This is a genomic window from Janthinobacterium sp. SUN118, from assembly GCF_030397695.1.
Lineage (GTDB): Bacteria > Pseudomonadota > Gammaproteobacteria > Burkholderiales > Burkholderiaceae_D > Janthinobacterium.
In genome coordinates this window covers 422,462-446,554 of the sequence record NZ_JAPUBV010000003.1, presented here as the reverse complement: position 1 = coordinate 446,554, position 24,093 = coordinate 422,462, and the positions used below count along the sequence as shown (strand labels likewise).

The 24,093-nt window shown below is 66.8% G+C and carries 25 protein-coding genes; 14 read left to right on the top strand and 11 right to left on the bottom strand.

What is annotated here, in order from left to right:
* Window positions 1-54: 54 nt before the first annotated feature.
* The gene (locus tag O0880_RS21150) at window positions 55-921 is read left to right on the top strand and encodes a Kdo hydroxylase family protein (RefSeq protein WP_289888601.1); all 867 of its coding nucleotides are present in this window, start codon (window positions 55-57) and stop codon (window positions 919-921) included.
* A 244-nt stretch (window positions 922-1,165) separates the two neighbouring features.
* Here the strand turns inward: O0880_RS21150 and O0880_RS21145 are convergent, their stop codons facing one another.
* Window positions 1,166-2,719 (bottom strand): CYTH and CHAD domain-containing protein, encoded by a 1,554-nt coding sequence (locus tag O0880_RS21145; RefSeq protein WP_289888600.1) that lies wholly within the window; start codon window positions 2,717-2,719, stop codon window positions 1,166-1,168.
* Window positions 2,720-2,840: 121 nt separating this feature from the next.
* Here O0880_RS21145 and mgrA point away from each other — a divergent pair, with 121 nt between their 5' ends.
* Together mgrA and O0880_RS21135 are read left to right on the top strand one after the other, a co-directional pair.
* Window positions 2,841-3,881, top strand: coding sequence for an L-glyceraldehyde 3-phosphate reductase (gene mgrA / locus O0880_RS21140; protein WP_289888599.1), 1,041 nt, complete (start codon window positions 2,841-2,843; stop codon window positions 3,879-3,881).
* An 81-nt stretch (window positions 3,882-3,962) separates the two neighbouring features.
* Window positions 3,963-4,445, top strand: a complete 483-nt coding sequence (locus O0880_RS21135; RefSeq protein WP_289888597.1) for a hypothetical protein — start codon at window positions 3,963-3,965, stop codon at window positions 4,443-4,445.
* Between the two features lie 70 nt (window positions 4,446-4,515).
* Here the strand turns inward: O0880_RS21135 and O0880_RS21130 are convergent, their stop codons facing one another.
* The 3 genes from O0880_RS21130 to O0880_RS21120 all read right to left on the bottom strand — a co-directional run bounded on the left by O0880_RS21130 (window position 4,516) and on the right by O0880_RS21120 (window position 5,890).
* The gene (locus O0880_RS21130; protein WP_289888596.1) at window positions 4,516-4,980 is read right to left on the bottom strand and encodes a DUF2244 domain-containing protein; all 465 of its coding nucleotides are present in this window, start codon (window positions 4,978-4,980) and stop codon (window positions 4,516-4,518) included.
* Window positions 4,981-5,126: 146 nt separating this feature from the next.
* Entirely contained in the window at window positions 5,127-5,432 is a 306-nt protein-coding gene (locus O0880_RS21125; protein WP_289888595.1) for a hypothetical protein, read from the bottom strand.
* A gap of 128 nt (window positions 5,433-5,560) precedes the next feature.
* Window positions 5,561-5,890: a hypothetical protein gene (locus O0880_RS21120; RefSeq protein ID WP_289888593.1), complete on the bottom strand. Its 330-nt coding sequence runs from the start codon at window positions 5,888-5,890 to the stop codon at window positions 5,561-5,563.
* A 285-nt stretch (window positions 5,891-6,175) separates the two neighbouring features.
* On the opposite strand from O0880_RS21120, the gene O0880_RS21115 reads away from it, so the two are divergent.
* The 6 genes from O0880_RS21115 (at window position 6,176) to O0880_RS21090 (ending at window position 11,900) form a co-directional block, all read left to right on the top strand.
* Window positions 6,176-6,493, top strand: coding sequence for a DUF4148 domain-containing protein (locus O0880_RS21115; protein WP_289888591.1), 318 nt, complete (start codon window positions 6,176-6,178; stop codon window positions 6,491-6,493).
* A 124-nt stretch (window positions 6,494-6,617) separates the two neighbouring features.
* Window positions 6,618-8,030: an efflux transporter outer membrane subunit gene (locus O0880_RS21110; RefSeq protein ID WP_071324887.1), complete on the top strand. Its 1,413-nt coding sequence runs from the start codon at window positions 6,618-6,620 to the stop codon at window positions 8,028-8,030.
* A 64-nt stretch (window positions 8,031-8,094) separates the two neighbouring features.
* Entirely contained in the window at window positions 8,095-8,601 is a 507-nt protein-coding gene (locus tag O0880_RS21105; protein WP_071326643.1) for a MarR family transcriptional regulator, read from the top strand.
* A gap of 10 nt (window positions 8,602-8,611) precedes the next feature.
* Window positions 8,612-10,762 (top strand): FUSC family protein, encoded by a 2,151-nt coding sequence (locus O0880_RS21100; RefSeq protein WP_289888590.1) that lies wholly within the window; start codon window positions 8,612-8,614, stop codon window positions 10,760-10,762.
* Window positions 10,752-10,952, top strand: a complete 201-nt coding sequence (locus O0880_RS21095; RefSeq protein ID WP_071324889.1) for a DUF1656 domain-containing protein — start codon at window positions 10,752-10,754, stop codon at window positions 10,950-10,952. The genes O0880_RS21100 and O0880_RS21095 overlap by 11 nt, the downstream gene beginning before the upstream one ends.
* 48 nt (window positions 10,953-11,000) lie before the next feature.
* The gene (locus O0880_RS21090) at window positions 11,001-11,900 is read left to right on the top strand and encodes a biotin/lipoyl-binding protein (protein WP_289888587.1); all 900 of its coding nucleotides are present in this window, start codon (window positions 11,001-11,003) and stop codon (window positions 11,898-11,900) included.
* On the opposite strand, the gene O0880_RS21085 is transcribed toward O0880_RS21090, so the two are convergent.
* The 4 genes from O0880_RS21085 to O0880_RS21070 all read right to left on the bottom strand — a co-directional run bounded on the left by O0880_RS21085 (window position 11,897) and on the right by O0880_RS21070 (window position 15,349).
* On the bottom strand, window positions 11,897-12,643 hold the full coding sequence (locus tag O0880_RS21085; RefSeq protein ID WP_289888586.1) for an SDR family oxidoreductase: 747 nt from the start codon (window positions 12,641-12,643) through the stop codon (window positions 11,897-11,899). The two genes, O0880_RS21090 and O0880_RS21085, sit on opposite strands and share 4 nt — an antisense overlap.
* An 82-nt stretch (window positions 12,644-12,725) precedes the next feature.
* The gene (locus tag O0880_RS21080) at window positions 12,726-12,950 is read right to left on the bottom strand and encodes a hypothetical protein (RefSeq protein ID WP_071324892.1); all 225 of its coding nucleotides are present in this window, start codon (window positions 12,948-12,950) and stop codon (window positions 12,726-12,728) included.
* A 13-nt stretch (window positions 12,951-12,963) separates the two neighbouring features.
* On the bottom strand, window positions 12,964-13,635 hold the full coding sequence (locus O0880_RS21075; protein WP_071324893.1) for a thiol:disulfide interchange protein DsbA/DsbL: 672 nt from the start codon (window positions 13,633-13,635) through the stop codon (window positions 12,964-12,966).
* 157 nt (window positions 13,636-13,792) lie between these two features.
* Window positions 13,793-15,349, bottom strand: a complete 1,557-nt coding sequence (locus O0880_RS21070; RefSeq protein WP_289888585.1) for a TonB-dependent receptor — start codon at window positions 15,347-15,349, stop codon at window positions 13,793-13,795.
* 246 nt (window positions 15,350-15,595) lie between these two features.
* Here O0880_RS21070 and O0880_RS21065 point away from each other — a divergent pair, with 246 nt between their 5' ends.
* Window positions 15,596-17,884, top strand: coding sequence for a M1 family metallopeptidase (locus tag O0880_RS21065; RefSeq protein ID WP_289888584.1), 2,289 nt, complete (start codon window positions 15,596-15,598; stop codon window positions 17,882-17,884).
* Window positions 17,881-18,765 carry a hypothetical protein gene (locus tag O0880_RS21060; RefSeq protein WP_289888583.1) on the top strand — a complete coding sequence of 295 codons (885 nt, stop codon included), beginning with the start codon at window positions 17,881-17,883 and terminating at the stop codon, window positions 18,763-18,765. Before O0880_RS21065 ends, O0880_RS21060 begins: the two co-directional genes overlap by 4 nt.
* Here the strand turns inward: O0880_RS21060 and O0880_RS21055 are convergent, their stop codons facing one another.
* A complete protein-coding gene (locus tag O0880_RS21055; RefSeq protein WP_289888582.1) occupies window positions 18,766-19,656 on the bottom strand; it encodes a LysR family transcriptional regulator in 891 nt (296 codons plus the stop codon). It lies immediately after the preceding gene.
* Between the two features lie 114 nt (window positions 19,657-19,770).
* Here O0880_RS21055 and O0880_RS21050 point away from each other — a divergent pair, with 114 nt between their 5' ends.
* Complete coding sequence (locus O0880_RS21050) at window positions 19,771-20,589, top strand: class III extradiol ring-cleavage dioxygenase (protein ID WP_289888581.1); 819 nt, start codon at window positions 19,771-19,773, stop codon at window positions 20,587-20,589.
* Between the two features lie 54 nt (window positions 20,590-20,643).
* Here the strand turns inward: O0880_RS21050 and ylqF are convergent, their stop codons facing one another.
* On the bottom strand, window positions 20,644-21,591 hold the full coding sequence (ylqF, locus tag O0880_RS21045; protein ID WP_083411975.1) for a ribosome biogenesis GTPase YlqF: 948 nt from the start codon (window positions 21,589-21,591) through the stop codon (window positions 20,644-20,646).
* Window positions 21,592-21,719: 128 nt separating this feature from the next.
* On the opposite strand from ylqF, the gene O0880_RS21040 reads away from it, so the two are divergent.
* Complete coding sequence (locus tag O0880_RS21040; protein WP_289888580.1) at window positions 21,720-22,583, top strand: hypothetical protein; 864 nt, start codon at window positions 21,720-21,722, stop codon at window positions 22,581-22,583.
* A 183-nt stretch (window positions 22,584-22,766) separates the two neighbouring features.
* The gene (locus O0880_RS21035) at window positions 22,767-23,162 is read left to right on the top strand and encodes a hypothetical protein (RefSeq protein WP_289888579.1); all 396 of its coding nucleotides are present in this window, start codon (window positions 22,767-22,769) and stop codon (window positions 23,160-23,162) included.
* Here O0880_RS21035 and O0880_RS21030 read toward each other — a convergent pair whose 3' ends face one another.
* Window positions 23,163-24,089: a histone deacetylase family protein gene (locus tag O0880_RS21030; RefSeq protein WP_071324901.1), complete on the bottom strand. Its 927-nt coding sequence runs from the start codon at window positions 24,087-24,089 to the stop codon at window positions 23,163-23,165.
* Between the last annotated feature and the right edge of the window lie 4 nt (window positions 24,090-24,093).

Here is a 24,093-nt window from a genome sequence, read left to right as displayed (position 1 = left end):
CACGCGGGATGGCATGCATACTGATGCTACCGATTCCTGCCCCGTCTTGCGTCCATGAGCCAACTTGTCGACGTTTCCCTCAACCGATGGGATGCCCCTTGCACCACCGCGCAGCAAGCCGCGGCCCGGCAGGCGCTCGAGGATGGACACGTCGTCTGGCTGCCCGGCCTCGGCTTCGATTTGCGGGAAGAGGAGCATGCGCTGCTCGATGGTGCTGCCGGCAAGGCCAAGAACATCAGCTGGGAACCGCTGCGCGGCGTGCGTGGCCAAGGCCCGGCGCACGATGCGGCCCTGCTGGCGGCCCTGATGCCGCGCTACGCGCGCCAGTCGCGCACCCTGCTGGGCGGCCTGCTGCCGGCCTACCTGCCGCATCTGCAGCAAGGCAAAAGCAGTTTTCGCCCGGTGGAAATCACCGGGCGCGCCTCTTCCTGGCGCAAGGACGATACGCGCCTGCATGTCGACAGCTTTCCCGCCTCGCCCACGCAGGGCCGGCGCATCCTGCGCATATTTACCAACATTCATCCGCGCGGCGCGCCGCGCGTGTGGAAGCTGGGGGCGCCATTCGCGCAGGTGGCGCAGCGCTTCCTGCCCAGCGCCGCGCGCCCATGGCCGGGAGCCGCCGCCCTGTTGCAATGCTTGCACATCACCAAGTCCCGGCGCACGCCCTACGACCACTACATGCTGCAACTGCATGACGCCATGAAAGCCGATCTCGCTTACCAGGCGCAGGTGGAACAGCACATGCACGCATTCGCGCCGGGCCAGTCCTGGATCGTGTTTACGGATGTGGTGTCGCACGCGGCCCTGCGCGGACAGCATGCGCTGGAGCAAACCTGGCTGCTGCCCGTCAAGGCCATGACCGAACCAGACAAATCGCCGCTGGCCATGCTCGAGCGCCAGTTGAAACGCCCGCTGGCCTAGGATCGTCTTGCCGGCAATTGCGGACAATTGCCGGCAACACGGCCGGAACGCGGACCGGGCGTCCAGCGGATGCGCGGCGAGCCACGCGATACGGCGGCAAGCCATGCACGACGGCCAGTGCCCGCCCTGGCGGAACGCCAACGGCGCAGACATGCATCTGGTAAGCATGCATCTGGAAAGCATGGATCTGGAAGGCATGCATCTGGGCGCGGGATTCCCGGCCAGCCCATGCCGTCCGGCACGCTCACACGGGCAAGCGTATCGCCTTGAAGCGGCGCCAGGCCTTGTCCATGCGGCCATCCGCGCCCTGGGCCTGCGCGCGCGCCGCCAGATAGCCGCGGATGAAGGCCGCGTGCAGCCGCAATTGCGCGTGGCCTGCCTGGCCATCGGGCAATTCCTGCAGCAGGCGGTCCGCCACCTGCACATCGTTGAGCCAGCCCAGTTCATCCTGCAGCGTGGACAGCCGCCCCACGTATGGCTTGACGGCGCTGGCAGCAAACAGCGAGGCAAAGAATTCCGTCGCATAGCGCGTCTTCTTGGCCGCGATGCGCACCTTGTGACGCTGTTGCGGCGTGGCGTGCAGCAAGCGCCGGCCGCGCTTCATCAGGCGGCGCTGATCCTCGCGCAAGGTCTTGCGGGCAAAGGCCGGCACCTGCGCATCGAGCCGCTGCAACTGGCGCGGCGAGCCGCCGGCGCGCCAGTCGCGTGCCTGCAGCCAGCGCTGCAGCCCCAGCATCCATGCCGTGTAGCGCGGCGAGGTGACGGCCTGGGCCGCCTGCGCGTGACTGACGCGCGCCTGCTCGTGCGCCGCCTGCGCCAGCGCCGCCGCATCGACCGCCGCGTCGCCATCGAGCCGCGCCAGCGTATGACCGGCCAGCACATCCCAGTCGCGCGCCTCGCCCAGGGCTCCGCCCAGCCAGTCGAGCTCGGTCTTCAAGGCATCGGGCAGGGCCAGCAGCGCCTTGAACATGCCCAGCGCCGAACGCAGGCGGCGCAGCCCCACGCGCATCTGGTGCACGCTTTCCACATCCTCGCCCGCCGCCACGCCATCCTGGTTGCCGCTGACCTGTTCCAGGCAATTGTGGCAGATGGCGAGGAAAACCTGCTCCACCGTCATCGCCGCGTCCAGCGCCAGGGGCTGGGCCTTGACGGCGCGCAAGGGTTGCGCCGCGGCCAGCCGGTAGCCGCGCTCCGCCTTGCTCATGTGGCCCAGCTGCAGCGGCACTTCGCGCAGCAATGCCAGCGCCACCTCGAACAGGCTGGACGCCTGGCCCTCTTTCAATTCCAGTTCGATCTCGCTGACGGGCACGCTGCGCACGGCGCCGTCCGCGCCGCTCTCGATGACGCCCTGGTCCAGCACGCATTCGATCTGGTCGCCCTGCGGCGTACTCAGCTGCCACACGCTGCGTTCGATACGCGTGGTAAAGACCGGCCGCAAGCCATCACGGATCGCCTCCTGGCGCAGCAGCGCGCGGATCGCCTGCTTGCGGCCGATGGCCGCATCGAGGGCGTCGAGGTCGGGCACCGGACCCGCGACTTCGCCTTCCCACTCATGGCGGCTGTGCAAGCCGCCGCTGGCGCTGCCGCCCGCCTTCAGCGTCTGCAGCCAGCGCCCCGCCACCTGGCGCACGCGCAAGCCCGCCTGGTGGCGGCACAATTGAAGGTCGGGCGTATCGACATAGATATCGTGCAGGTGCAACACCTGCGCCTGTCCCTGCGCCGACTGCGCCAGCAGCGGGTGCGCGCGCAGCCGGGGCGCATCGTCTGGCGCCAGCAGCAATTTCAATTCGACTTCCATGACCACTCCTCGCGAGACTACCGAACGTTTATTGTAAGGCGCGTCCGGCCGCGCGCAAGGGCCGCACACGCACACCTTGATTTTGCGCGAAAATAGGCGATTCATTTATCCAGGAGATGCCATGACCTACCACGCCGCCGAAAACCGTTATGACAGCATGCAATACCGCACCTGCGGGCGAAGCGGGTTGAAACTGCCGCTGCTGTCGCTGGGCCTCTGGCACAACTTTGGCGACAGCAACAGCCTGGCTTCGCAGCGCGACATGCTGCGCACGGCCTTCGACCTGGGCATCACGCATTTCGACCTGGCCAACAATTACGGGCCGCCGTATGGCAGCGCGGAAAGCAATTTCGGCAAGCTGCTGCGCGACGATTTCCTGCCCTACCGCGATGAGCTGATCATTTCCACCAAGGCAGGCTGGGACATGTGGCCGGGCCCGTACGGCCAGGGCGGCGGTTCGCGCAAATACGTGCTGGCCAGCCTGGACCAGAGCCTGCAGCGCCTGGGCCTCGACTACGTCGACATCTTTTACTCGCACCGCTACGACGCCGACACGCCGCTGGAGGAAACCATGGGCGCACTGGCCACCGCCGTACAGCAGGGCAAGGCGCTGTACGTGGGCCTGTCCTCGTATTCCCCGCAAAAGACGGCCGAGGCGGCAGCCCTGCTGAAAGAATGGAAGGTGCCGTGCCTGATCCACCAGCCGGCCTACAACATGCTCAACCGCTGGATCGAGGAAGACGGCTTGCTCGACACCCTGCAGGCGCAAGGCATGGGCTGCATCACGTTTACGGCGCTGGCGCAGGGCTTGCTCAGCGACAAATACCTCGATGGCGTGCCGCAGGATGCGCGCGTCAACCGCCCCGGCGGCGGTTCGCTGATGCAGAAGCACCTGAGCGCGGAAAACCTGGCCCGCGTGCGCGCGCTGAACCAGATCGCCGCGCAGCGGGGCCAGACCCTGGCGCAGATGGCGCTGGCCTGGGTGCTGCGCGATGCGCGCGTCACCTCGACCCTGATCGGCGCGAGCAGCAGCGCGCAAATCCGCGAAAACGTGGCGGCGCTGCGGCAGCTGACGTTCACGGCCGATGAACTGGCGGCCATCGACGTGCAGGCGCGCGAAGGCCACATCAACCTGTGGGAAGGCCCGTCGCGCGCCACCTGATCTGTCCCGTCGCCCGGCGCTTGTGGCGGCGGCAGCCAGACGCTAGACTGCCGGCTCCACAAGACAGCGCCACAAGGTCCCATGAAAGCTTTTCCCGCCATTACTCTCTGTCTGCTGCTCTGCGCGGCCAACGCCCGCGCGGCCAATTATTGCGACTCGCCGCGCTGGTCGATCGTGCATGACAAGAGCTACGACGAGGTCATGAAGATCGCCACGCAGCGCGACAAGATCCGCGACGCCGAATGCAGTTTTACCGACGTGATCCTCCGAATCCAGAACGAGGAAGCGGGCATCGGGCGCTATCCGGGCATCCTGCTCATCGCCGACGCGCAGGACGAACGCTTCGTCGTCACCAGCCGCGTCGGCGCCTACACCATCTTCAGCTACCGCTATAACGACAAGCGCCTGTTGCAGTTTGCCATGAAGGATCACAGCTGGGAGGAAGGCGAGGCATTCCAGGCGGGCGCCTACAAGATTACCGGCGTCAAGGAATTCAAGACCATCACGGGCTTCCCTGCCCAATTGCTGGTGGTCCAGACCTTCCAGTTTTACGGCCCGAAATAAATCCACGACAAGGACCACGGCGAAGGCCGCCACGCATCCTGGCGCGCGCCTGGCGCGTGCAGCGCTCCCATCAGGATCCCGGACGCGGCAGCAGCGCGCAGAGCTCGTGCGCGACCTGCAGGCGCCGCTCGGGCGTGGCCAGGGCGCCCACGTCGACCTCGGTCATGCCGTCGCCGATGCGGATCAGCTGGCGCGGCCCCTGCGGCACCACGACGCGCGCGCGCCACGGCGCAAAGCTGCTGCGCCGGCACCGGCCGGCGCTGACCTGCTCGACGACGAGCAAGCCGTCGCGCAGGGCAATCTGCTCGTAATCGCGCGCATGGCGCAGGTAGTACAGCAGGGCCAGGGCGACCAGGCTCAGTTCGGCAAATGAAAAGACGGGGATATACCAGTAGCCGCGCAGCGCGAAGCCGGCGGCGATGGCCGTGGAAAACAGGCACAGCAAGGCGTAGGCGCGCAGCAGCTGGCGCGCCGTCAAGGCACTGTGGCGCGCAAACCGCCATTGCGGCTGTTCGCGCGAACTATCGCGTGGCATGGCGCCTCCCGCAACATCGCATCGGCCCTCACAGGCACCGGACACCCCCATCCAGCCGCCCGGCGCGCCCAGTGAGCGCGCGCGACCAGCAACACCGCCCCCCCGCACTCGGTCATCACGGCCACGGCAGGCGCGCTACGCTAGACTCAGCTGTCCAGGTGCACGAGCGCGTGACCGAGGTGCTGCCACCAGTGGTCGCGCGACTTGACCTGTTTCAGGCAAGCCGTGTCGATTTCCGCCGGGAACACGCGATCCTGGCATACCCCCGTCTGCAGGGCGTAGCGCTGGTTTTCCGCGGCCGTCAGGGCCACGCCCAGCCAGAACGCCAGTGCCAGCAAGATCACCAGCAAGCTCCAGGCCAGGTGATTGGTCTGGCTCTTCTCGCCAACGAACTCGCGGGGCCGCGTCTCGCGGTACATCGACATCAAGTCTTTTTCTTTGTCTTCCGACATGTGCATGTGCATCCTGTGACATCCTATCCTGTGCCGGCCGGCTGGCCATGGCGGCACGCTGGCCGCCCTGCCATCATTTTACGCTGATGGCGCCGGGACGGCGGCAATTCGCGGCACAGGCCAGCCCATCACGGCCGCGGCGCGGGCGCCTGCCTGGCTCCCGCATCGTCCTCGTCGCCACCGGCAGGCTGCACGGGCGCCACGCTTTCCACATGGTCGACATCGATATCGCCGCCATCGGGCGCCGTGTTTTGCGGCTCGACGCCGGCCCGCTCGCCCGTGCCGGCCGCGTCGCTGTCGCTGTCGAGCGCATCCGCGTCCTGGCCAGGCACGCCCTGCATGTCGCTGCCGCTGTCGGAACTGTCGCTGGGGCCGAGGGCGCCCTTGCCATGGCCGCTGCCCAGTACGCGGTCGGGAGTGACGGGCAAATGATCGGGATCCAGAGAACTGCTGCTCATGGCTGACTCCTGTTAATAAAAAGTCAGCTTACTCCGCTGGCCCGGGCAACGGCGCACGCCTGCCGACCCGTTTCCCCTTGGGAAATGCGGCATCGCACAAATATTTTCAGAAATTACTTCACAAATGTACTATTCATTGCTATAGTTAATTCAAGTAAGCAGCTTCTCACCCAGAAATGCTTCATTGACGACACCAAGCCCACACCGCGAGGTGCCGTCAAACCGACCGGTACGTGGCGAGCCGGCCCATCCACCCAGCCATCATGCACATATTGGAGTCTTATCATGCAAGCCAAATCACTGATCGCGGCACTATTCGCCATCACCACCGCCACCTCGGCTTTCGCGCAAAGCGCCACACCGGCCACCACCGGCCAGCAGCTGACGCGCGCCGACGTCACGGCTGAATACATCCGTGCCCGCAACGCCGGCGAAATTGCCACCAGCGAAGCCGATTATCCGAAAACGCCTGCCACCGCCGCCAGCAACGTGACGCGCGAGCAAGTCATGGCCGAGTTCTACGCCGCCCGCAAGGCTGGCCAGATCCCGCAAACGGAAGCGGATTTCGACGTCGCGCAAACAAGCAAGCACGTCGTCAAATAAGAAACCAGTCAGCCGGTTTCAGTAGCACAACTCAGTTGCGGCGCAGCACCCGGGCCACTCCCGGCGCTCACCGCGGCGAGCTGTCAGCAATCCCCCCAACACTATCCCGTCCCGGAGTCCTCGCATGTCCCTGCACCGCCGCCTGCTTGCCGCCAGCCTGACCCTTGCCTTGAGCGCTTGCGCCGACATGGGCCATATCGCGCCGCAATCGGCCATGCTCGACGCCAATGCGCTGCAGGCCAGCCAGGCCATGGACGCTGCCGCCAGCGCCGCCATCGCATGGCCGCGCGCGCAATGGTGGCAAGACTTGCAAGACCCCCAATTGAATCGCCTGATGGAGCAGGCGCTGGCCGACAGCCCCACCCTGCGCGGCGCCCAGGCGCGCGTGCGCCAGGCCGAGGCACTGGCCGGCGCGGCCGAAGACAAGACGCGCCCGCAGGCGGACGCGTCCGTCTCCATCAACCGCGAACTGTATTCGCAGCACGGCAGCACGCCGGCGCCGCTGGCCGGCAATTACGCCTGGCGCAACCAGGCCACCGTCACGGCCTCGTACGATCTGGACCTGTGGGGCCGCAACCGCGAAGCCCTGGCCGCCGCCCTCGGCGACGTGCAGATGGCGTCGGCCGAGTCGCAGATGGCCCGCCTGGCGCTGGAAACGGCGCTGGTGCGCACCTACATCCAGCTGTCGTATGAATTCACGGTGCAGGACGTGATCGGGCGCAGCCTGGCGCAGCGCGCGCGCATCCTCGACATCACGCGCCAGCGCAAGGCCGCCGGCATCGGCACCGACATCGACGTGGCGCAGATCGAAACCACCCTGCCGGCCGGACGGCGCCAGCTGGAGCAGGCGGCCGAATCGCTGGCCCTGCTGCGCAACCAGCTGGCGGCCCTGGCGGGCAAGGGCCCGGCGGCCGGCGCGGCGCTGGCGCGGCCCACCCTGCGCCTGGACCGTCCGCTGGCCATTCCGCAAGCCCTGCCAGCCGACCTGATCGGCCGCCGGCCCGACATCGCCGCCCAGCGCTGGCGCGTGGAAGCGGCGGCGCGCCGCATCGACGTGGCCAAGGCCGAGTTTTACCCGAACGTCAACCTGGTGGCGTTTGCCGGCTTCCAGGCCTTTGGCTTCAGCCATTTCCTCGACGCCAATTCGCAGATCCGCGGCGCCTCGCCCGCGCTGAGCCTGCCCATCTTCGCCGGCGCCCGCCTGCGCGCCCAGCTGGGCAGCCAGACGGCCGTGTACGACGGCGCCGTCGAGCAGTACAACGCCACCGTCGTCAACGCCATGTCGGACGTGGCCAACGCCGTCACGAAAGCGCAGTCGCTGGAAAAGCAGAACCGGCTGACCGTGCAGGCGCTGGCCACGGCGCAGCGCGCACGCGACCTGGCGGAAAAGGCCTACAAGGCGGGCATGAGCGACGCCATCAACATGCTCAACACGCAAGTGGCGCTGCTGGCGGAAGAGCAGCAGCAGGCGCAGAATGGGGCGCGCGAACTCGATCTGTACGTTTCCTTGATGAATGCACTGGGAGGCGGCATCTAGACTCGCGTTGCCATAGCCCAACAAGATACAATCGGAGCTTTACTGACACATGAAGGAATACGACATGACCGCTTTTGACGCCACCTCCAAGCGGCTGCAAAATATCCGCACGCGCATGCCAGGCTTCCCCATGGAACTGATGCGCCTGTTGCGTATGACGTACCACATCCAGAAAGGCATGAAGGACCTGACCAATGCCGCGCTGAAAAAGCACGACCTGGTCGATGCCAGCTACATGGTGCTGGCCGTGCTGTACGGCACGGACGACGAAACCTCGAACGCCTGCACGCTGGGCATGGCCTGCCATGAAAAGCCGGCCAACCTGACGCGCGTGTGCAACGACCTGGAAACGCGCGGCCTGATCCACCGCGGCACGCGCCCCGGCGACCGCCGCTCGGTGATGATTTCGCTGACCGACAAGGGCCGCGCCCTGATCGAAACGGCGCTGCCGGACGTCTACCAGGAAACCTCGGCCCTGTACGAAGGCTTCACGCCGGAAGAATTGCAAGTGCTCGACAAGCTGTACGTGCGCCAGTTGCGCAACCTCAACAATCTCAACAACCAGAACTGATAGCCTATCGATGACGCCAGCCACCACACCTACATACGGCCCCCTGTCGCGGGCGGCCCACTGGCTGGCGCTGGCGCTGCAAGACTGGCGCAAGACGGAAGGCGAACGCTGGATTTACGTCGGCAAGACCCTGATCGCCGCCTTCTGCGCGCTGTGGCTGGCCTACCGCCTGGGCCTCGATTCGCCCAGCACGGCGATGACCACCACCATCATCCTGGCCCTGCCCAGCAGCGGCATGGTGCTGGAAAAAAGCTTTTACCGCCTGTGCGGCACCCTGCTCGGCTGCACGGCCGCGCTGACCCTGATCGGCCTGTTCCCGCAGCAGCCGGTGCTGCTGTTCGCCGGCCTGGCCCTGTGGGTGGGCCTGTGCACGAGCGGCTCGGCGCTGCACCGCAACGCCCAATCGTATGTGTACGTGCTGGCCGGCTACACGGCCTGCATGATCGTGCTGCCCGCCATCGAACAGCCGACGCAGGTATTCGCGCTGGCCGTCACGCGCGTGGCCGAAGTGGGCCTGGGCATCATCTGCTCGGCGGCCGTCTCCAGCGTGCTGCTGCCGCGCCACCAGGGCACGCAGGTGATGCGCACGGTGCAGGCGCGCTACGGCAAATTTCTCACCTTCTGCCAGGACGTGCTGCAGCAAAAGCTCACGCCGGCGCAGGTGGAACTGACGCACCTGCAGTTTGCCGCCGACGTGGCGGCGCTGGAACTGGGCCGCTCGGCCGCCCTGTTCGAAGTCACGAGCGCCGTCGGCCACGCGCGCGCGCAGAACCGCAAGCTGCACGCCTTCAACGCCACCTTCATGACGGCGCTGACCACCTTCTATACCTTCCACCGCCTGTTCGACCGCCTGCAGCGCGATGGCGAGACACAGGTCATGCAGGCGTGCGCGCCGCTGTACGCCATCGTCGCCGAGGCGCTGCAGGCGACGCCGTCGCAAGGCTCGCTCGACACCATGCAGCAGCACCTGCAAACGGCCCTGGCGCAGGCGCGCATGGACATCGACAGTGCGCCCATCGCGCATGCGCAGCGCATCGACTTCGACACCGTGTGCGAGCTGCTCGAGCGCTTCGCGCGCGACATCAGCCGCTTTCACGAAGTGTATTTCAGCCTGGCCCACGACACGCCGCTGGAAGTGAGCACGCCGCAGGCGTATGCGCCGAAGACGCCGCCCGGCCTGGTGATCGCCAGCGGCGCGCGCGCTGGCATCAGCCTGGCCCTGCTGGCCCTGGGCGCGTATTTCCTCGCCTGGCCCTACGCCAGCACGGCGATGCTGATGGCGGCCGTGTTCTGCGCGCTGGCCTCGTCCTCGCCGCGCCCCATCATGATGGTGCGCCAGGTGCTGACGGGCTTTCTGATCGCCATGCCGCTGTCGCTCGTCTGCGTGTACTTCGTGCTGGTGCACGGCGACGGCTTCCCCATGCTGGTGCTCAGTTTTGCGCCTTTCCTCGCCGTCGGCCTGTACCTGATGACCAATCCCGCCAAGCTGGGCGTGGGCCTGGGCGTGTCGACCTTCGTCACGCAGATGGCGCCGACCAACCTGATGCACGTCGATGGCGCCGCCTTCCTGAACACGGGCATGGCGCTGATCGTGGGCCTGATGCTGGCCGCCCTCGTGTTTGCCGTGCTGCTGCCCGAGCACACGATGGGCCACAGGGACCATGTCGGCCCAGCCCTGTGGCGCGAAGCGCTGCATGCGTGCACGGCACCGGCGCGCCGCGTGAAGCACCGCTTCGACAACCGCGTGCGCGACCTGCTCAGCCAGCTCAATGCGGCGGCCGGCCCGGCGCCGGGCGAGGCCACGCGCGCCGTCGTGCGCCAGGCATTGACGCTGCTGGAAATCGGCCACTCCGTGATCGAACTGCGCGAACTGATCGCCAGCGCCCGCCCGGGCGCCACGCGCCACGCGCTGCAGCAATGCGTGGACCACATCGCCAGCTGGCTGCGCACGCGCGGCGACGCGCAGCTGCAGGCGGCGCTGGCGGCCACCCTGCAGGCGGGCGCCGTGGTGCGCACGGCGCAGAAGGACACCGCGGCCGAAGCCGGCGCGACACAAGAACGCGGCGCGCGCCTGCAGACGGCGCTGGCCGACCTGCACTCGATCTACACCTCATTACTCGACCACATGGCGCCTGGCGCCGGAGACCACCATGCCGCGTGAATTCGCCCTGTTCGGAATTCTGATTCCCACACTGCTGCCCCTGTTCCTCCTCAGCATCGGCCTGCAAACCCTGCTCGACCGCGTGCTGGGCTGGCTCGGCGTGTACCGCATGGTGTGGCACCCGTCGCTGGCGCGGCTGTGCATCTTCATCGCCATCTTCGGCGCGCTGGCTTTATCGCTTTACAAATAACGCTCGAATAAAAAAAATGTTCAATCTGATCAAGGAAGGGGTGCCGACATGGTAACCAAACTGACCCGCTATGCAATCACGCTGCTGCTGCTGGCCGCGGCGCTCTGGATCGGCAAGACCGTGTGGGACCGCTACATGGAGTCGCCGTGGACGCGCGACGGCCGCATCAAGGCCGACATCGTCAACATCAGCGCCGACGTGGCCGGCACCGTCACGGACGTGCTGGTGCGCGACAACCAGGTGGTGCAGAAGGGCGATATCCTGTTCGTCGTCGACAAGGAACGCTATGCAAGCGCGCTGGCGCAGGCCGACGCCGTGCTGGCCGCGCAAAGGACGGAGCAGGGCCGCCGCGGCAAGGAAGCGCAGCGCCGCGCCGGGCTTGACGCCAGCATCATTTCCACGGAAAGCCGCGAAAGCGCGGCCTTTGCCGCCAGCTCCGCCTCGTCGCAGGTGCAGGCCGCGCTGGCCGCCCGCGCGCTGGCGCAGCTGAACCTGGAGCGCACCACCGTGCGCGCCCCCGTCAGCGGCTACGTGACCAACCTGAACGTGCACAAGGGCGATTTCGCCGCCGTCGGCGCGGCCAAGCTGGCCGTCATCGACAGCGCCTCGTACTATGTCGTCGGCTACTTCGAAGAGACCAAGCTGGGCATGCTGGCACAGGACGACAGGGCGGAAATGAATCTGATGAGCGGCGGCACCCTGCACGGCCACATCGAAAGCATCGCGCGCGGCATCACCGACCGCGACGCCGCCACGGGCCGCGAACTGCTGGCCGACGTCAACCCCACGTTCAACTGGGTGCGTCTGGCGCAGCGCGTGCCCGTGCGCATCCACATCGACGAGCAGCCCAAGGGGCAATTGCTGGTGGCCGGCACCACCTGCACCGTCGTCATCACGCCCCATTCGGCGCCGGCCAGCACCGCGCCAGCCGCCCCGCACAAGGCTTAACGGCCGCCGGCCACGTCGAGGATGCTGCCCGTGACGTAGCTGGCGCCCGGCCCCAGCAGGTACAGGATGGCGTCGGCAATTTCCTCCGGCTGGCCGCCGCGCTGCATCGGCACGCTCGACTCCAGGCGCGCCACCCTGCCCGGCTCGCCGCCCGAGGCGTGGATCTCCGTATAGATGATGCCGGGGCGCACGCCGTTGACGCGGATGCCCTCGGCCGCCACCTCCTTCGCCAGGCCGATGGTCAGCGTGTCGACGGCGCCCTTCGAGGCCGCGTAATCGATGTATTCGCCCGCCGAACCGATGCGTGCCGCCGCCGACGAGACATTCACGATGCGCCCGCCCTGCCCGCCCGATGCCGTCGACATGCGTCGCACGGCCTGCTGGCAGCACAAAAAGTAGCTGATCACGTTGGTGCGCAGCACGCGCTCCAGGCGCTGCACGGAAATATCGGCGAGCCGGCATTTCTGTTCCAGCACGCCGACATTGTTGACCAGCGCCGTCAAGGGTCCCAGCCGCGCATCGACTTCGGCAAACAGGCGTGCCACGTCGGCCTCGTCGCTGACGTCGGCCTGCACGGCGATGGCCTCGCCCCCGTCAGCGGCGATGCGCGCGCACAGCGCCTCGGCCGCCTGCGCATCGCGCACATAGTTGACGCACACGGCGTAGCCCTGGCGCGCCGCCAGCAAGGCCGTCGCCGCGCCGATGCCGCGGCTGCTGCCCGTAATCAGTATCACTTCCTTCATCGTCCCTCCCGGATGGTTGTATCCCCATCATACGCGGACGAAAAAAAACCCGCGCATGGCGGGTTTTTCGACGAGGCTGCGGTCAAGGGCGGAAATGCGTCATGGCGTAGGACAGGTGCTGCCACCAGTGCTCGCGCGTCTGCACGCTGGCCAGGCACTTCGCATCGACCTCGTTCTTGAACGCCGGATCCACGCACGCCTTGCTGGCCAGCGCATTGCGCTGGTTTTCCACGTTGACGACGGCCAGCGCCAGCCAGGCCACGAGGGCGACGGCCAGCACGCAAAGAGTCCATGGCAGCTGTTTCATGACGATCTCCGGTTTACTTCTTCGCTGGCGCGGGAGCGCGCTCTTTCAGGGTGCGCGCCACAAGCTCATCCATCACGCGCAGGGTCGCCGCCTGGGTCTGCGGCTCGGACTGGCCAGGACGCGACAGCAGCGATGGCGACGTCACGAAGCGGCCATCGATGACGATGGTCGGCGCGCTGTCGATCTTGCTGGCGGCGATCAGCTGCTCGTTGCGTTTCAGCTTGGTCTGCACGCCGAACGAATTGAACATTTCCAGGTACTTGGCCTTGTCGATGCCGTTCTTCACCAGCAGGTCGAGGATGGCGTCATCGCGATTCAGGCGATTGCGCTCGACGTGGATGGCGCGGAAGATCTTGTCGTGGAACTGGTCCAGCTGGCCCATCGCCTCCAGGGTGGCGTAGGCGTGCGCCTGCGGATCCTTCGGGCCGGAGAAGGCCAGGTGGATGCGGCGGAAGGCGATCTTGTCGCCCTGCTTCTTGACCCAGTCGTGCATCAGCGGGTCGAGCGCGTAGCAATGCGGGCACGAGTACATGAAATACTCGACCACTTCCACCTTCTTGCCCGTGTCCGTACGCACCGGCGTGGACAGCGTGGTGAAGCCGGTATCGGCCGCCATGGCGCCGCCGGTGGCCGCCACCAGGGTGACAGCGGCGAGCAGGGGACGCAAGAAACGCAGAAAACGCATAATAATCCTTCATGATAGTGGTCGAGAACGAGGCGAGATTACCACTTTTTGCGCCGTCCATTGAACATCGGGCATAAAAAAGGCGCGTTTCCCCGCCCTGTTTGCGCCCGATTAAGCCTGCCTTAAGCGCTGGCGCCGCCCCATCCCCGCATGCGCTTCAAAAATGGTAGCGCGCCGACACGCGCAGCTGGCGCGCATCGTTCTGGTAAATGCTCGAGCGGCAGCCGGGCGCATCGCCGTAATGGCGGCGGTTGGCCAGGTTGCTGCCGGCCAGCTCCAGCTCCCAGGCACCCAGCTTGCGCGCATAGCGGGCGTCCAGCGTGGCGAAGGCGGGCACGCGCGCCAGGCAGCTGTTGTCGAAGTCGTGGCCATAGCGCAGCGCGCGCAGCCACTGCACGCCCGCGTCTGCGCTGGCGCCGCCCTGCCCCGTCCAGTACAGGCGCAAGGTGGCCAGGGTCTTGGGCACGAGGGCGATATCCGGTCCCGTATAGGCGTAGTCGTCATAGCGCGCGTGCACTTGCCGCACCTGCCCGTCGAGGCGCCAGTCGCGCGCCAGGGCCACGCTGGCTTCGATGGCGATGCCGTCGCGCCGCGAAGGATCGAGGTTGCCGGCAAAGCCAAGCTGGCCCAGGCTCTGGTCGAAGACGATCTGGTTGTTCAGGCGTTCGCTGAAGACGCGCACGGAGGCGCTGCGCGCCGCGTCGCCAAAGGTGGCGCCCACTTCCACCTCGCGTCGCAACTGGCCCGCCAGCGGGCGGTAGCCGGCGCTCGTGTAGCCATCGTCATCGATGCGGTAGCTGCGCGCGGCCTTGGCGTAGACGCTGATCTGGGGCCGCAGCAGGAAACTGCCCTGCAAATCCCACGCGTTCTGGTTTTCCCAGTCACTGCCGCCGGCCGGCATGTCGGCCGGGTCGAGCCGGAACTGCTCGTGGCGCAGCCCCAGCAGCAGGCGCGGCGCATGCGGGCCGCCAAAGGCCAGCTCCTCGCGCAGCAGCAGCGCGCGCGAATGCTGGCGTCGCCGCGCATCGCCGTCGCGGCCCAGCAGCGCGCTGCCCGAGCGCCGCTCCCACTGCATCAGGTCCAGGCCCAGTTCCGTATCCGTGCCGACGCCGCCCACCTTGCCGTAATGGCGCATGCGGGGCGACAGCTGGCGCCGGCGGCTGCTGTACGACGACTCGCCGCTGCCGTCCTCGCCCGCATACACGGCCGTGGCGCGCTTTTCCCGCTGCGACAGCTCCACGCCCAGTTCGACATTGCCCACATAGCGCTGCACGAAGGCGCTGGCGCGCCGCACGTCGTAGCGGTAGCGGTCCTCGGGACGCGCCGCCAGCAGGGCCAGATAGGGTGCATCGGGCGCCGGATAGCGCGTGTCCTGGTCCTGCCGGTCGGCGCTGAAGCCGAAGCGCCCGTGCCGCACCTTCCATTCCGCGCCGCCGCTGAAGCCGCGCTGGTGAAACACGCTGCCGTCGCGGTAATTGCCGTTGCGCTGCTCGTCGAGCGTCGCGTCGAGCGACATGCCGTCCTGGTCGCGCGACAGCGCGCCGCGCACGCTGTGCTGGCCGCCCTGCGCCAGCTCGGCGGAAAAGTCGCCATGCGTGACGCCGGCCGCGCCGCCATCCCGCGGCACGCCTTCCTGCGCGCACGCCGGCATGGCCAGGGCGCACAGCAGCAGGCTGCGCGTGGCGATGGTCAGGGCGAAGGAGACAGGCATCATGGCGAAAGGCTTGAAGGCGTCACTGCGGCGCGGGCGCACGCTAGTAGGGCGGAAGGGACGGCAAAAGCGAATCATTATACGCACGGTATGCACCGTCGCAAGCGGCGGCCCGGCGGTGCTTTCCTCCAGTCAATATTTTATTGGTAATTTGGCATTTTTGTGGGTATATTAAGGTGCGCCCGCCATCCTGGGCGCAACCGACTGCATTTGAAAATCAACAATAAGAAGTCATTGTAGGAGTTACGCATGGAAAGTCGTAGCATCACGCGCCGGGGGCCGCCAAGTCCCCGCGGCACGCGCCGCAGCATTGGTTTTTTCCCCATCTCGGGCAAGCTCAAGGCCCTCTCCATCACCGCCCTGCTGCTGGCCGGCATGGCCCTGCAGGCGGACCTGTTCGCCCAGCCGGGCAAGGGCGGTCCGGCCGGCGCGGCCGTGCCGCTGGCGCCGCCGGCCGACGGCATCGCCCTCGCCTCGCCGCGCGCGGCCGCCGTCGCCACGCCCAGCGCCAGCAACGCCTGGGGCGGCGCGCGCACGGGCGCGCAAGCGACCCTGTCGGACCGCGTCGTCGACTACCAGATCGAAGCGACGCTCGATCCCGTCAAGCACACGATCGACGGCCAGCAGAAACTGCGCTGGCGCAACCGCAGCGCGCAAGCCGTCAGCAGCGTCTACCTGCACCTGTACCTGAACGCCTTCGAGGGCGAGCATTCGACCTTCTTCACCGAGAAGCGCAAGCTCGACACGGGCTTCCGCTCGGGCGTCGACACGCGCGACGGCGAGTGGGGCTATATCGAACTGCGCAGCATGACGCAGAACGGCGCCAAGGCGCCCTGGCATTTCGTCCAGCCCGACAACGGCCCCGCCACCGACCGCACCGTGGTGCGCGTCGACTTGCCGCAGGCCGTCGCGCCGGGCGCCGAAACGACGCTCGACATCCGCTTCTTCGACCAGCTGCCGCGCGTCATCGCGCGCACCGGCTATTTCGACAGCTTCCACCTGGTGGGCCAGTGGTTCCCCAAGATCGCCGTGCTGGAACTGCCCGGCGAGCGGGGCGCCACCGCACCGCGCTGGAACGCGCATGAATTCCACCTGAACTCGGAGTTCTACGCCGATTTCGGCCACTACGACGTGAAGCTGACGGTGCCCAAGGAGTACACGGTGGGCGCCACGGGCGAACTGCAAGGCGCGCCGCAGGAAAAGAACGGCATGCTCACGCACCACTATGTGCAGGGCGACGTGCACGATTTCGCCTGGACGGCCGACAAGCGCAGCGCGCAGCCCCTGCTGGGCAGCTGGAGCGGCCCGGGCAGCCCGCCGGTGGCCATCAAGGTGCTGTACCCGCCCGAGTACGCGTCCAACGCGGCGCCCGCGCTGCAGGCGGCCAAGGATTCGCTCACCTACTTCTCGCGCACCCTGGGCCCGTATCCGTACAAGACCCTGACGGTGGTGATTCCGCCGTTTAACGCGGCCGAAGCGGGCGGCATGGAGTACCCGACCTTCATCACGGCCTCGAGCTACGCCAACCTGCAGCCGAAGACCATTCCCGAATTCGGCCTCGATTTCGTCACCATCCATGAATTCGGCCATGGCTATTTCTATGGCATCCTGGCCTCGAACGAGTTCGAGGAACCGATTCTCGACGAAGGCTTGAACGAATACTGGGACCAGCGCATGCTGCGCGCGCGCGGCCAGGACATCCACGCCACCACGCCCCTGCTCAAGCGCCTGGGCTTCGATCCCGTCTTCAAGGTCTTCGAATTCGAGCGCCTGGCCGCACCGCGCCAGGATGCGGCCGACCCGCTGGGCCAGAACGCCTGGGATCGCCTGCAGGGCGTCGGCCCCGTCTACAGCCGCACGGCCGTCACCATGCGCGACCTCGAAGCGCGCATCGGCAGCGAAGCCATGGAACGGGGCTTCAAAGCCTATTACGAACAGTGGAAATTCCGCCACCCCAGCGTGGCCGACCTGCGCGAGACGCTGGCCGAAGCGACGGGCCAGCGGCGCATCGTGGAACAGGTCTTCGCGCAGCAAGTCTATGCCAGCGCGAACATCGACGACCGCATCGGCAGCTTCACCAGCGAGGAGCAGACGCCGCTGGCCGGCCTGGCGCTGGTGAACGGCAAGCGCGTGGAACGCACGCCCGAGGCGCTGGAAAAGGAAGAGGAAAAAGTGCGCGAGGCGTGGGACAAGGCGCATCCTGACGCCAAGCCCGGCACGGGCCCCTATCCCTACCTGACCAGCGTGGTCGTGCGCCGCCGTGGCGCGCCCGTGCCGCAGGTGCTGCTGGTGAAATTCGCCGACGGCACTTCCGAACGCGTGGTCTGGGATAACGACCAGCTGTGGCAGCGCTACACCTGGACCAAGCCCGTGAAGGCCGTCTCGGCCGAGCTGGACCCCGACCGCGTGCACTACCTCGACGTCAACAAGCTCGATGACAGCCGCACCTTGAAGGCCGACAAGTCCGCCGCGCGGCGCTGGAGCTTCGACATCGCCGCCGCCTTCCAATACCTCCTTTCCCTGATTGCCATCGTATGAGCGCCACTTCCACGACCCAGGCCAGCGGCCTGACCCTGACCACGCGCGCCAGCCGCGCCGCCCTGCAATGGCGCTTGCTGCTGCTGTGGGCCGGACTGCTGCTGATCCCCGCCATCGTCGCCGTCATTCCCGTCTGGCGCACCCTGAGCGCCAGCCTCGACAATGCCGTGCATGCGGCGGCGCTGGCGCACAAGCTCGACCTGATGACCCTGGCCGACCTGGTGGCCAATGCCAACCGCAACGGGGCCGCCATCGGCCAGGCCGCCATCGCCGGCATCATCCTGACCCTGCTGCTGTCGCCGCTGCTGAGCGGCCTGGTGGTGACGGCCGCGCGCGCGCCCACGCCGCCCCGCTTCGGCCCCCTGCTGACGGGCGCTTTCAGCGAATACGGCCGCATGCTGCGCATGCTGCTGTGGAGCATCGTGCCGCTGGGCGTGGCGCTGGCCATCGGCGCCGGCGCGCTGAAACTGGCCGACAAGCACGCGGCGCAAGCCATCCTGGAAGCCGATGCCGACCTGGTGCGTCACCTGGCCCTGCTGCTCACGGGCCTGCTGTTCCTGCTGGCCTGCATCACCGTCGACGCCGGCCGCGCGGCCCTGGCCGTCGACAAACGCCGCACCTCGGCCGTCAAGGCATGGTGGCGGGGACTGGGCATGCTGCGCCAGCGTCCGCTGGCCTGCCTGGCCATCTATCTCGTCATCACCTTGCTGGGACTGGCGCTGTATGCGCTGCTGGGCGTGGCGCGCCTGAACCTGGCCGCGCCCGGCCCGCTGGTCATCGTGGCCGGCTGGCTGCTGACGCAGCTGGCGGTGCTGGTGCTGGCGTGGATGCGCAGCGCGCGCCTGTTCGCGCTGATCGACGTGAAACGCTCGCAAGCGTAGTCAGTGACCGAGGCGCCCTTCATCGGCAAGAAAGTCGATGAAGGTGCGCACTTTCGACGACAGGTAGCGGCGGCTCGTGTAGACGGCATACACGCTGCCGCCCGCCAGCCGGTAACCGTCGAAGAGGCGCTCCAGCCGCCCGGCCGCCAGGTCGGCATCCGTCTGCCACGACGGCAGCAGGGCGATGCCCATGCCGTCGAGCGCGGCCGCATGCAGCAGGCTTTCGTTATTGCATTGCAGGACGGGCGAGAACTTCACCGTTTCGCGTCCCTGCGGCCCGTCGAAGGCCAGTTCATTTCCGTTCGATAACAAGGAATAGCTGATCATGGCGTGCTGCGCCAGGTCCTGCGGCGCCTGCGGCCGGCCCGCGCGCACCAGGTAGGCCGGTGCGGCCACCAGGTGAAAGGCGATGCTGCCGATGGGCCGTGCGATCAGGGCCGGCGACGGCGCCTGGCTCACGCGCAGGGCCAGGTCGAAGCCCTCCTCCACCAGGTTCACCACGCGCCCGCTCAAGTCGATGTCGAACGTGACTTCCGGAAAGCGCTCGCGGTAGGCCGCGAGGGTGCGCGTGAAGATGGCGTTGGCGAACCAGACGGGCGCGCTCAGGCGCAGCATGCCGCGCGGCACCACCGTCGTGCGGCCCACGGTCGCTTCCACCTCGTCGAGATTGTCGAGCATGTCGCGGCATTGCTCGAAATACACCTTGCCGATTTCCGTCAGGCTCAGGTGGCGGCTGCTGCGGTTCAGCAGGCGCGCGCCCAGGTGGCGTTCCAGGTGCATCACGTGCTTGCTGACCATGGCCGGCGACAGGTCCAGGCGCTCGCTGGCGCGCACAAAACTGTCCAGCTCCACGACGGCGCGAAACACGCGCATGCTGCGCAAGGTATCCATGACGGTCCAATCATCAACAAATTGGAAATGATATATCAATAATAGCGATCTTGATCAACTGACCGCGCATGACTATCATCGTTCCATCATCAGCCATTCCACTCAGGAGCCGCCATGCAAGAGCACACCTTCCCCACCTATTTCCTGTCGCACGGCGGCGGCCCCTGGCCGTTCATGAAAGAGCAGTTCGGCGGCCGCTACGACGTGCTCGAAGCGTCGCTGCAAGACATCCCGCGCCAGGTCGGGGCGCGCCCCAAGGCCGTGCTGGTCGTCACGGCGCACTGGGAAGGGCCGCAATTTCTCGTCTCGGCCAGCCCGCGCCCGGGCATGATCTACGATTATTCGGGCTTTCCGCCGCACACCTACCAGATCCAGTACCCGGCGCCCGGCGCGCCGGAACTGGCGGCGCAGGTGAGACAGTTACTGGACGGGGCCGGCCACCCGGCGCGCCTCGACCACGAGCGGGGTTTCGACCATGGCACTTTCAGCGCCCTGTTCCCCATCTATCCGCAGGCGGACATGCCGCTGGTGCAGCTGTCGCTGAAACACGGCTACGATCCGCTCACGCACGTCGAGGTGGGCCGCGCGCTGGCCAGCCTGCGCCGCCAGGGCGTGCTGATACTCGGCAGTGGCCTCAGTTACCATAACCTGCGCCAGTTCGGCCAGGCGGGCGCCGTCGCCTCGCATCAGTTCGACGCCTGGCTGCGCCAGACCATGGCCTTGCCGCCGCAGCAGCGGCTGGCACAGTTGCTGGCCTGGGACCAGGCGCCGGGCGCGCGGCAGGCCCATCCGCAGGAAGACCATCTGCTGCCCCTGATGGTGGCGCTGGGCGCGGCCGAACAGGAAGCGGCGCACGTGGCCTACCACGAGGAGGATTTCTTTGGAGCATTAGCTGTCACCAGCTTCCGCTTCGGGGAAGGCGCCGCCGCATAAAAAAAGCGCCGCGACATTCCTGTCGCGGCGCTTTTTGCATGGTGAGGCGGTAACTTACGTGCCGCGCTTGCCCCGCGCCGCATTCCTGGCCTTCTCGGCGGCGATCTCCGCCGCCTTCGCCGCTTTTTCCGCCATCTCGGCCGCGTGCTGGGCCAGCAGGGCCGCGCGCGTGTCCGGCGTTTCCAGCGAGATACGGCCCAGGATGCCGCTGCGGTAGTCGAGCAGCAGGGTGTGCGAAGCCTTCTCGAAATCGTAGTCGCCGCCCTTGATGCGGAAGCCGCGCTTGGCGGCGATGCCTTCGACCACGCCGATGGCGTCGACTTCATCGACCTTGGTGCCGTAGCGGGCCGCCAGCAAGTCCGGGTAACGCTTGAGCAATTCCTCGGCCAGGAAGACGGCCACTTCTTCTTCGATCAGCGCGTTCGAGCCGATGGCGTGGCTGGCCGCCAGCATCAGGCCGTCGCTGGGGATGGCGATCTTCGGCCACAGCATGCCGGGCGTATCGACGAGGATGGTGTTCTTGTCCAGATACAATTTCTGCTGCATCTTCGTCACGGCCGGCTCGTCGCCCACCTTGGCCACGCGCTTTTTCAGCAGCGCATTCATCAGCGTCGACTTGCCCACGTTGGGGATGCCCATGATCATGATGCGCAGCGGCTTCGTCGGCACGCCACGGTGCGGCGCCAGCGACTTGGCCAGCTCCGGAATGCGCGCCACGTCGCCCGGCTTCTTGGTCGTCATCGCATACGCGGTCACGCCTTCCTGGGCATTGAAATAGGCGACCCAGGCGGCCGTCGCGGCTGGATCGGCCAGGTCGGTCTTGTTGAGGATTTTCAGGCAGGGGCGCTGGCGGAACAGGCGCAGCTCGTCCACCATGGGATTGCAGCTGGCTGCCGGCAGGCGCGCGTCCACCACTTCAATCACCAGATCGGTGTTTTCCATGGTCTCGGCCGCTTTCTTGCGGGCCGCGTTCATGTGTCCTGGGTACCATTGTATCGCCATGCTCTTGCTTTCAAAATCGTTCGGTCAATCCGCTATTTTACGTGGTTGCCGCCGCAGCGTCCCGTTTACTGCCAGCAATGGCTCGCGTGCGACACGAACGAGACAATTGGTGATAATTTGTCAGTTACATGAATGATAAGATCCGCCATTCGGCCATCGGGGCCGACTACTTTCCATCGCACACTACACCGGGCGCGCTTTCCATGCATTTTTCCCGCTTTTCCCTGTTCGCCACCCTCGCCGCCTGCCTGCTGCCCGCCATGGCCCAGGAGCAACCAGTCCCCCCAGGCGACGCCGTGAACCGGGAAATGCAGCAGATCGTCGACGTGCAGAGCACGCGCGATCCCGACCTGCGCCCCTACCGCACCATGCTCAGGGGACTCGACGCGTATGCCGACCACCTGCGCCTGGCGCCGGCCGCGCCGCTGCGCTTCATGCTGCTGCCCGCCACGCCCGCGGCCAGGCTCGACGGCGTGACCCTGCACCTGTCGGCCGACAACCTGTCGATTCCCATCCCGCTGGCGCCGGACGGCAGCTTCATCCTGGCGCGCGACAAGACGGCCTACGATGCGAATGCCGACCTGGTCAGCAACAAGAAGCGCGCCAGCCTGCGCTGGCGGCCAGACATCCATACGCCGGGCCTGCCCGACAACGTGCGCCGCCTGGGCGACTTGCGCCTCGAATGCGAAATCCGCTGGGCCGTGGAACAGGACCAGCTGTCGTTTGTCACGCGCAACCTGTTCAAGCTGGCGGGCGGGCCCTGCCACTCGTCGCTGATCCACGTGCCGTTTCCCGTGGCGCGCGCGCTCGTTGCCGTGCAGGCCACCTCGGGCGAACGCGCGGCGCAGATCCGCGTCACGGACGACCACCTTCGCTACGTGCCGCCGCTGCATGACCAGAGCTGGAGCGACGATACCCTGCTGACCTTGACATACGCGAGCGATGCCAGGGTCGCCGGCGCCGCCCCGGCAACGGCCGCTCCTCCCCAATAAGCCTGGCATGCCGTCCACACGCGTGCAGGGGAAAAGCACGTCAAATATTTCCACATAGATTTTTATATTTACTGAAAGCAACAAAAAAGTGTGCTTTAATATCGCCTCTTAAATGAAAAGCAATTATTTTCCAGGCTGGCGCCCAGCGGCGCGCGGGAAAATCAGCAATGGGGAATCGGCAATATGATGATGGAACACACTGGCGTGGCGCCAGCGGCACAGACGGAACCCGAACGTGCCGGCTTGCGCGTCCGCCCGGGCAAAGTGGCCAAGCGGGCGCCGCGCAATGGCAGCGTCCTGCAGTTGAAGAAGGAGTGCCGCCAGCTGCAGCTGCACGTGGCGGCACTGGAAGAACGCCTGAAACGCCAGAGCGCCGACAGCTATGGCCTGCAAATGCTGTATGACCAGCTGGTCAATGAAATCAAGCACCACCGCGACATGCTGCAACTCGACAGTTTCGACGCGGAAAAATCGTCAGGCGTCTACACGCAAGCCTGGCGCCATTTCATGGCCGGCGACGCGCTCGACTACCAGACGCACCGCCACACCAATTCGCGCAGCCGCCCGAGCCTGCTGTAGCTACAGTTCCGCCAGCGCCTTCACGTGCGCCGCCACGCTGCGGCCCAGCGACGACAGGTTGTAGCCCCCTTCGAGGCAGCTGACGATGCGGCCCTGGCCATACTGGCTGGCCACCGCCATCATTTGCTGCGTCATCCACGTGTAGTCGGCTTCCACCAGGCCCATGCCACCGACGTCGTCTTCGCGGTGCGCATCGAAACCGGCGGAAATGAAGATCATCTGCGGCCGCTGCCGGTGCAGCGCCGGCAGCCAGTGATCGAGCACGAGTTGGCGCACGACGTCGCCTTTCGAGCGGGCCGGCACGGGCACGTTGACGCGCGTATCCGTGTAGGACTCGACATCGCTGTACGGGTAAAACGGGTGCTGGAAGAAGCTGACCATCAGGATGCGCGGGTCGTGCGCCACGGATTCGGCCGTGCCATTGCCATGATGCACGTCAAAGTCGACGATGGCGACGCGCTCAAGCCCGCGCACGTCGAGCGCATGCTTGGCGGCGATGGCGACGTTATTGAACAGGCAGAAACCCATCGGTTCGCTGGGCCGCGCATGGTGGCCGGGCGGGCGGATCGAGCAGAAGGCGTTGCTGATCTCGCCATCGATGACGGCGTCCGTGGCAGCCACGGCCGAGCCGGCTGCGGCCAGCGCTGCGTTGTAGCTGTGCGCGTTGAGCAGGGTGTCGCCGTCGAGCGGGTAGTAATCGCCGGCCGGCGGCACGTTGTCGCGCACCAGGCCGATGGCCGTGGCGCTGTGATTGCGCTCGATGTCGGACAATTGCGCGCGCACGCCATCGCGGTGCTCGACCAGGTCGCTGATGTGCGCGAGGATCAGTTGATCGTTGATGGCCTGCAAGCGGGCCGGCGATTCGGGATGCCAGTCGCCCATCTCGTGGCGCTGGCAATCGGGGTGGGTATAAATGGCTGTGCTCATGCGC

Bases quoted from the DNA above. Each gene is read 5' to 3' on its own strand.
- O0880_RS21150 (WP_289888601.1), top strand. From the start codon at position 55: ATGAGCCAACTTGTCGACGTTTCCCTCAACCGATGGGATGCCCCTTGC.
- O0880_RS21145 (WP_289888600.1), bottom strand. From the start codon at position 2,719: ATGGAAGTCGAATTGAAATTGCTGCTGGCGCCAGACGATGCGCCCCGG.
- mgrA (WP_289888599.1), top strand. From the start codon at position 2,841: ATGACCTACCACGCCGCCGAAAACCGTTATGACAGCATGCAATACCGC.
- O0880_RS21135 (WP_289888597.1), top strand. From the start codon at position 3,963: ATGAAAGCTTTTCCCGCCATTACTCTCTGTCTGCTGCTCTGCGCGGCC.
- O0880_RS21130 (WP_289888596.1), bottom strand. From the start codon at position 4,980: ATGCCACGCGATAGTTCGCGCGAACAGCCGCAATGGCGGTTTGCGCGC.
- O0880_RS21125 (WP_289888595.1), bottom strand. From the start codon at position 5,432: ATGTCGGAAGACAAAGAAAAAGACTTGATGTCGATGTACCGCGAGACG.
- O0880_RS21120 (WP_289888593.1), bottom strand. From the start codon at position 5,890: ATGAGCAGCAGTTCTCTGGATCCCGATCATTTGCCCGTCACTCCCGAC.
- O0880_RS21115 (WP_289888591.1), top strand. From the start codon at position 6,176: ATGCAAGCCAAATCACTGATCGCGGCACTATTCGCCATCACCACCGCC.
- O0880_RS21110 (WP_071324887.1), top strand. From the start codon at position 6,618: ATGTCCCTGCACCGCCGCCTGCTTGCCGCCAGCCTGACCCTTGCCTTG.
- O0880_RS21105 (WP_071326643.1), top strand. From the start codon at position 8,095: ATGACCGCTTTTGACGCCACCTCCAAGCGGCTGCAAAATATCCGCACG.
- O0880_RS21100 (WP_289888590.1), top strand. From the start codon at position 8,612: ATGACGCCAGCCACCACACCTACATACGGCCCCCTGTCGCGGGCGGCC.
- O0880_RS21095 (WP_071324889.1), top strand. From the start codon at position 10,752: ATGCCGCGTGAATTCGCCCTGTTCGGAATTCTGATTCCCACACTGCTG.
- O0880_RS21090 (WP_289888587.1), top strand. From the start codon at position 11,001: ATGGTAACCAAACTGACCCGCTATGCAATCACGCTGCTGCTGCTGGCC.
- O0880_RS21085 (WP_289888586.1), bottom strand. From the start codon at position 12,643: ATGAAGGAAGTGATACTGATTACGGGCAGCAGCCGCGGCATCGGCGCG.
- O0880_RS21080 (WP_071324892.1), bottom strand. From the start codon at position 12,950: ATGAAACAGCTGCCATGGACTCTTTGCGTGCTGGCCGTCGCCCTCGTG.
- O0880_RS21075 (WP_071324893.1), bottom strand. From the start codon at position 13,635: ATGCGTTTTCTGCGTTTCTTGCGTCCCCTGCTCGCCGCTGTCACCCTG.
- O0880_RS21070 (WP_289888585.1), bottom strand. From the start codon at position 15,349: ATGATGCCTGTCTCCTTCGCCCTGACCATCGCCACGCGCAGCCTGCTG.
- O0880_RS21065 (WP_289888584.1), top strand. From the start codon at position 15,596: ATGGAAAGTCGTAGCATCACGCGCCGGGGGCCGCCAAGTCCCCGCGGC.
- O0880_RS21060 (WP_289888583.1), top strand. From the start codon at position 17,881: ATGAGCGCCACTTCCACGACCCAGGCCAGCGGCCTGACCCTGACCACG.
- O0880_RS21055 (WP_289888582.1), bottom strand. From the start codon at position 19,656: ATGGATACCTTGCGCAGCATGCGCGTGTTTCGCGCCGTCGTGGAGCTG.
- O0880_RS21050 (WP_289888581.1), top strand. From the start codon at position 19,771: ATGCAAGAGCACACCTTCCCCACCTATTTCCTGTCGCACGGCGGCGGC.
- ylqF (WP_083411975.1), bottom strand. From the start codon at position 21,591: ATGGCGATACAATGGTACCCAGGACACATGAACGCGGCCCGCAAGAAA.
- O0880_RS21040 (WP_289888580.1), top strand. From the start codon at position 21,720: ATGAATGATAAGATCCGCCATTCGGCCATCGGGGCCGACTACTTTCCA.
- O0880_RS21035 (WP_289888579.1), top strand. From the start codon at position 22,767: ATGATGATGGAACACACTGGCGTGGCGCCAGCGGCACAGACGGAACCC.
- O0880_RS21030 (WP_071324901.1), bottom strand. From the start codon at position 24,089: ATGAGCACAGCCATTTATACCCACCCCGATTGCCAGCGCCACGAGATG.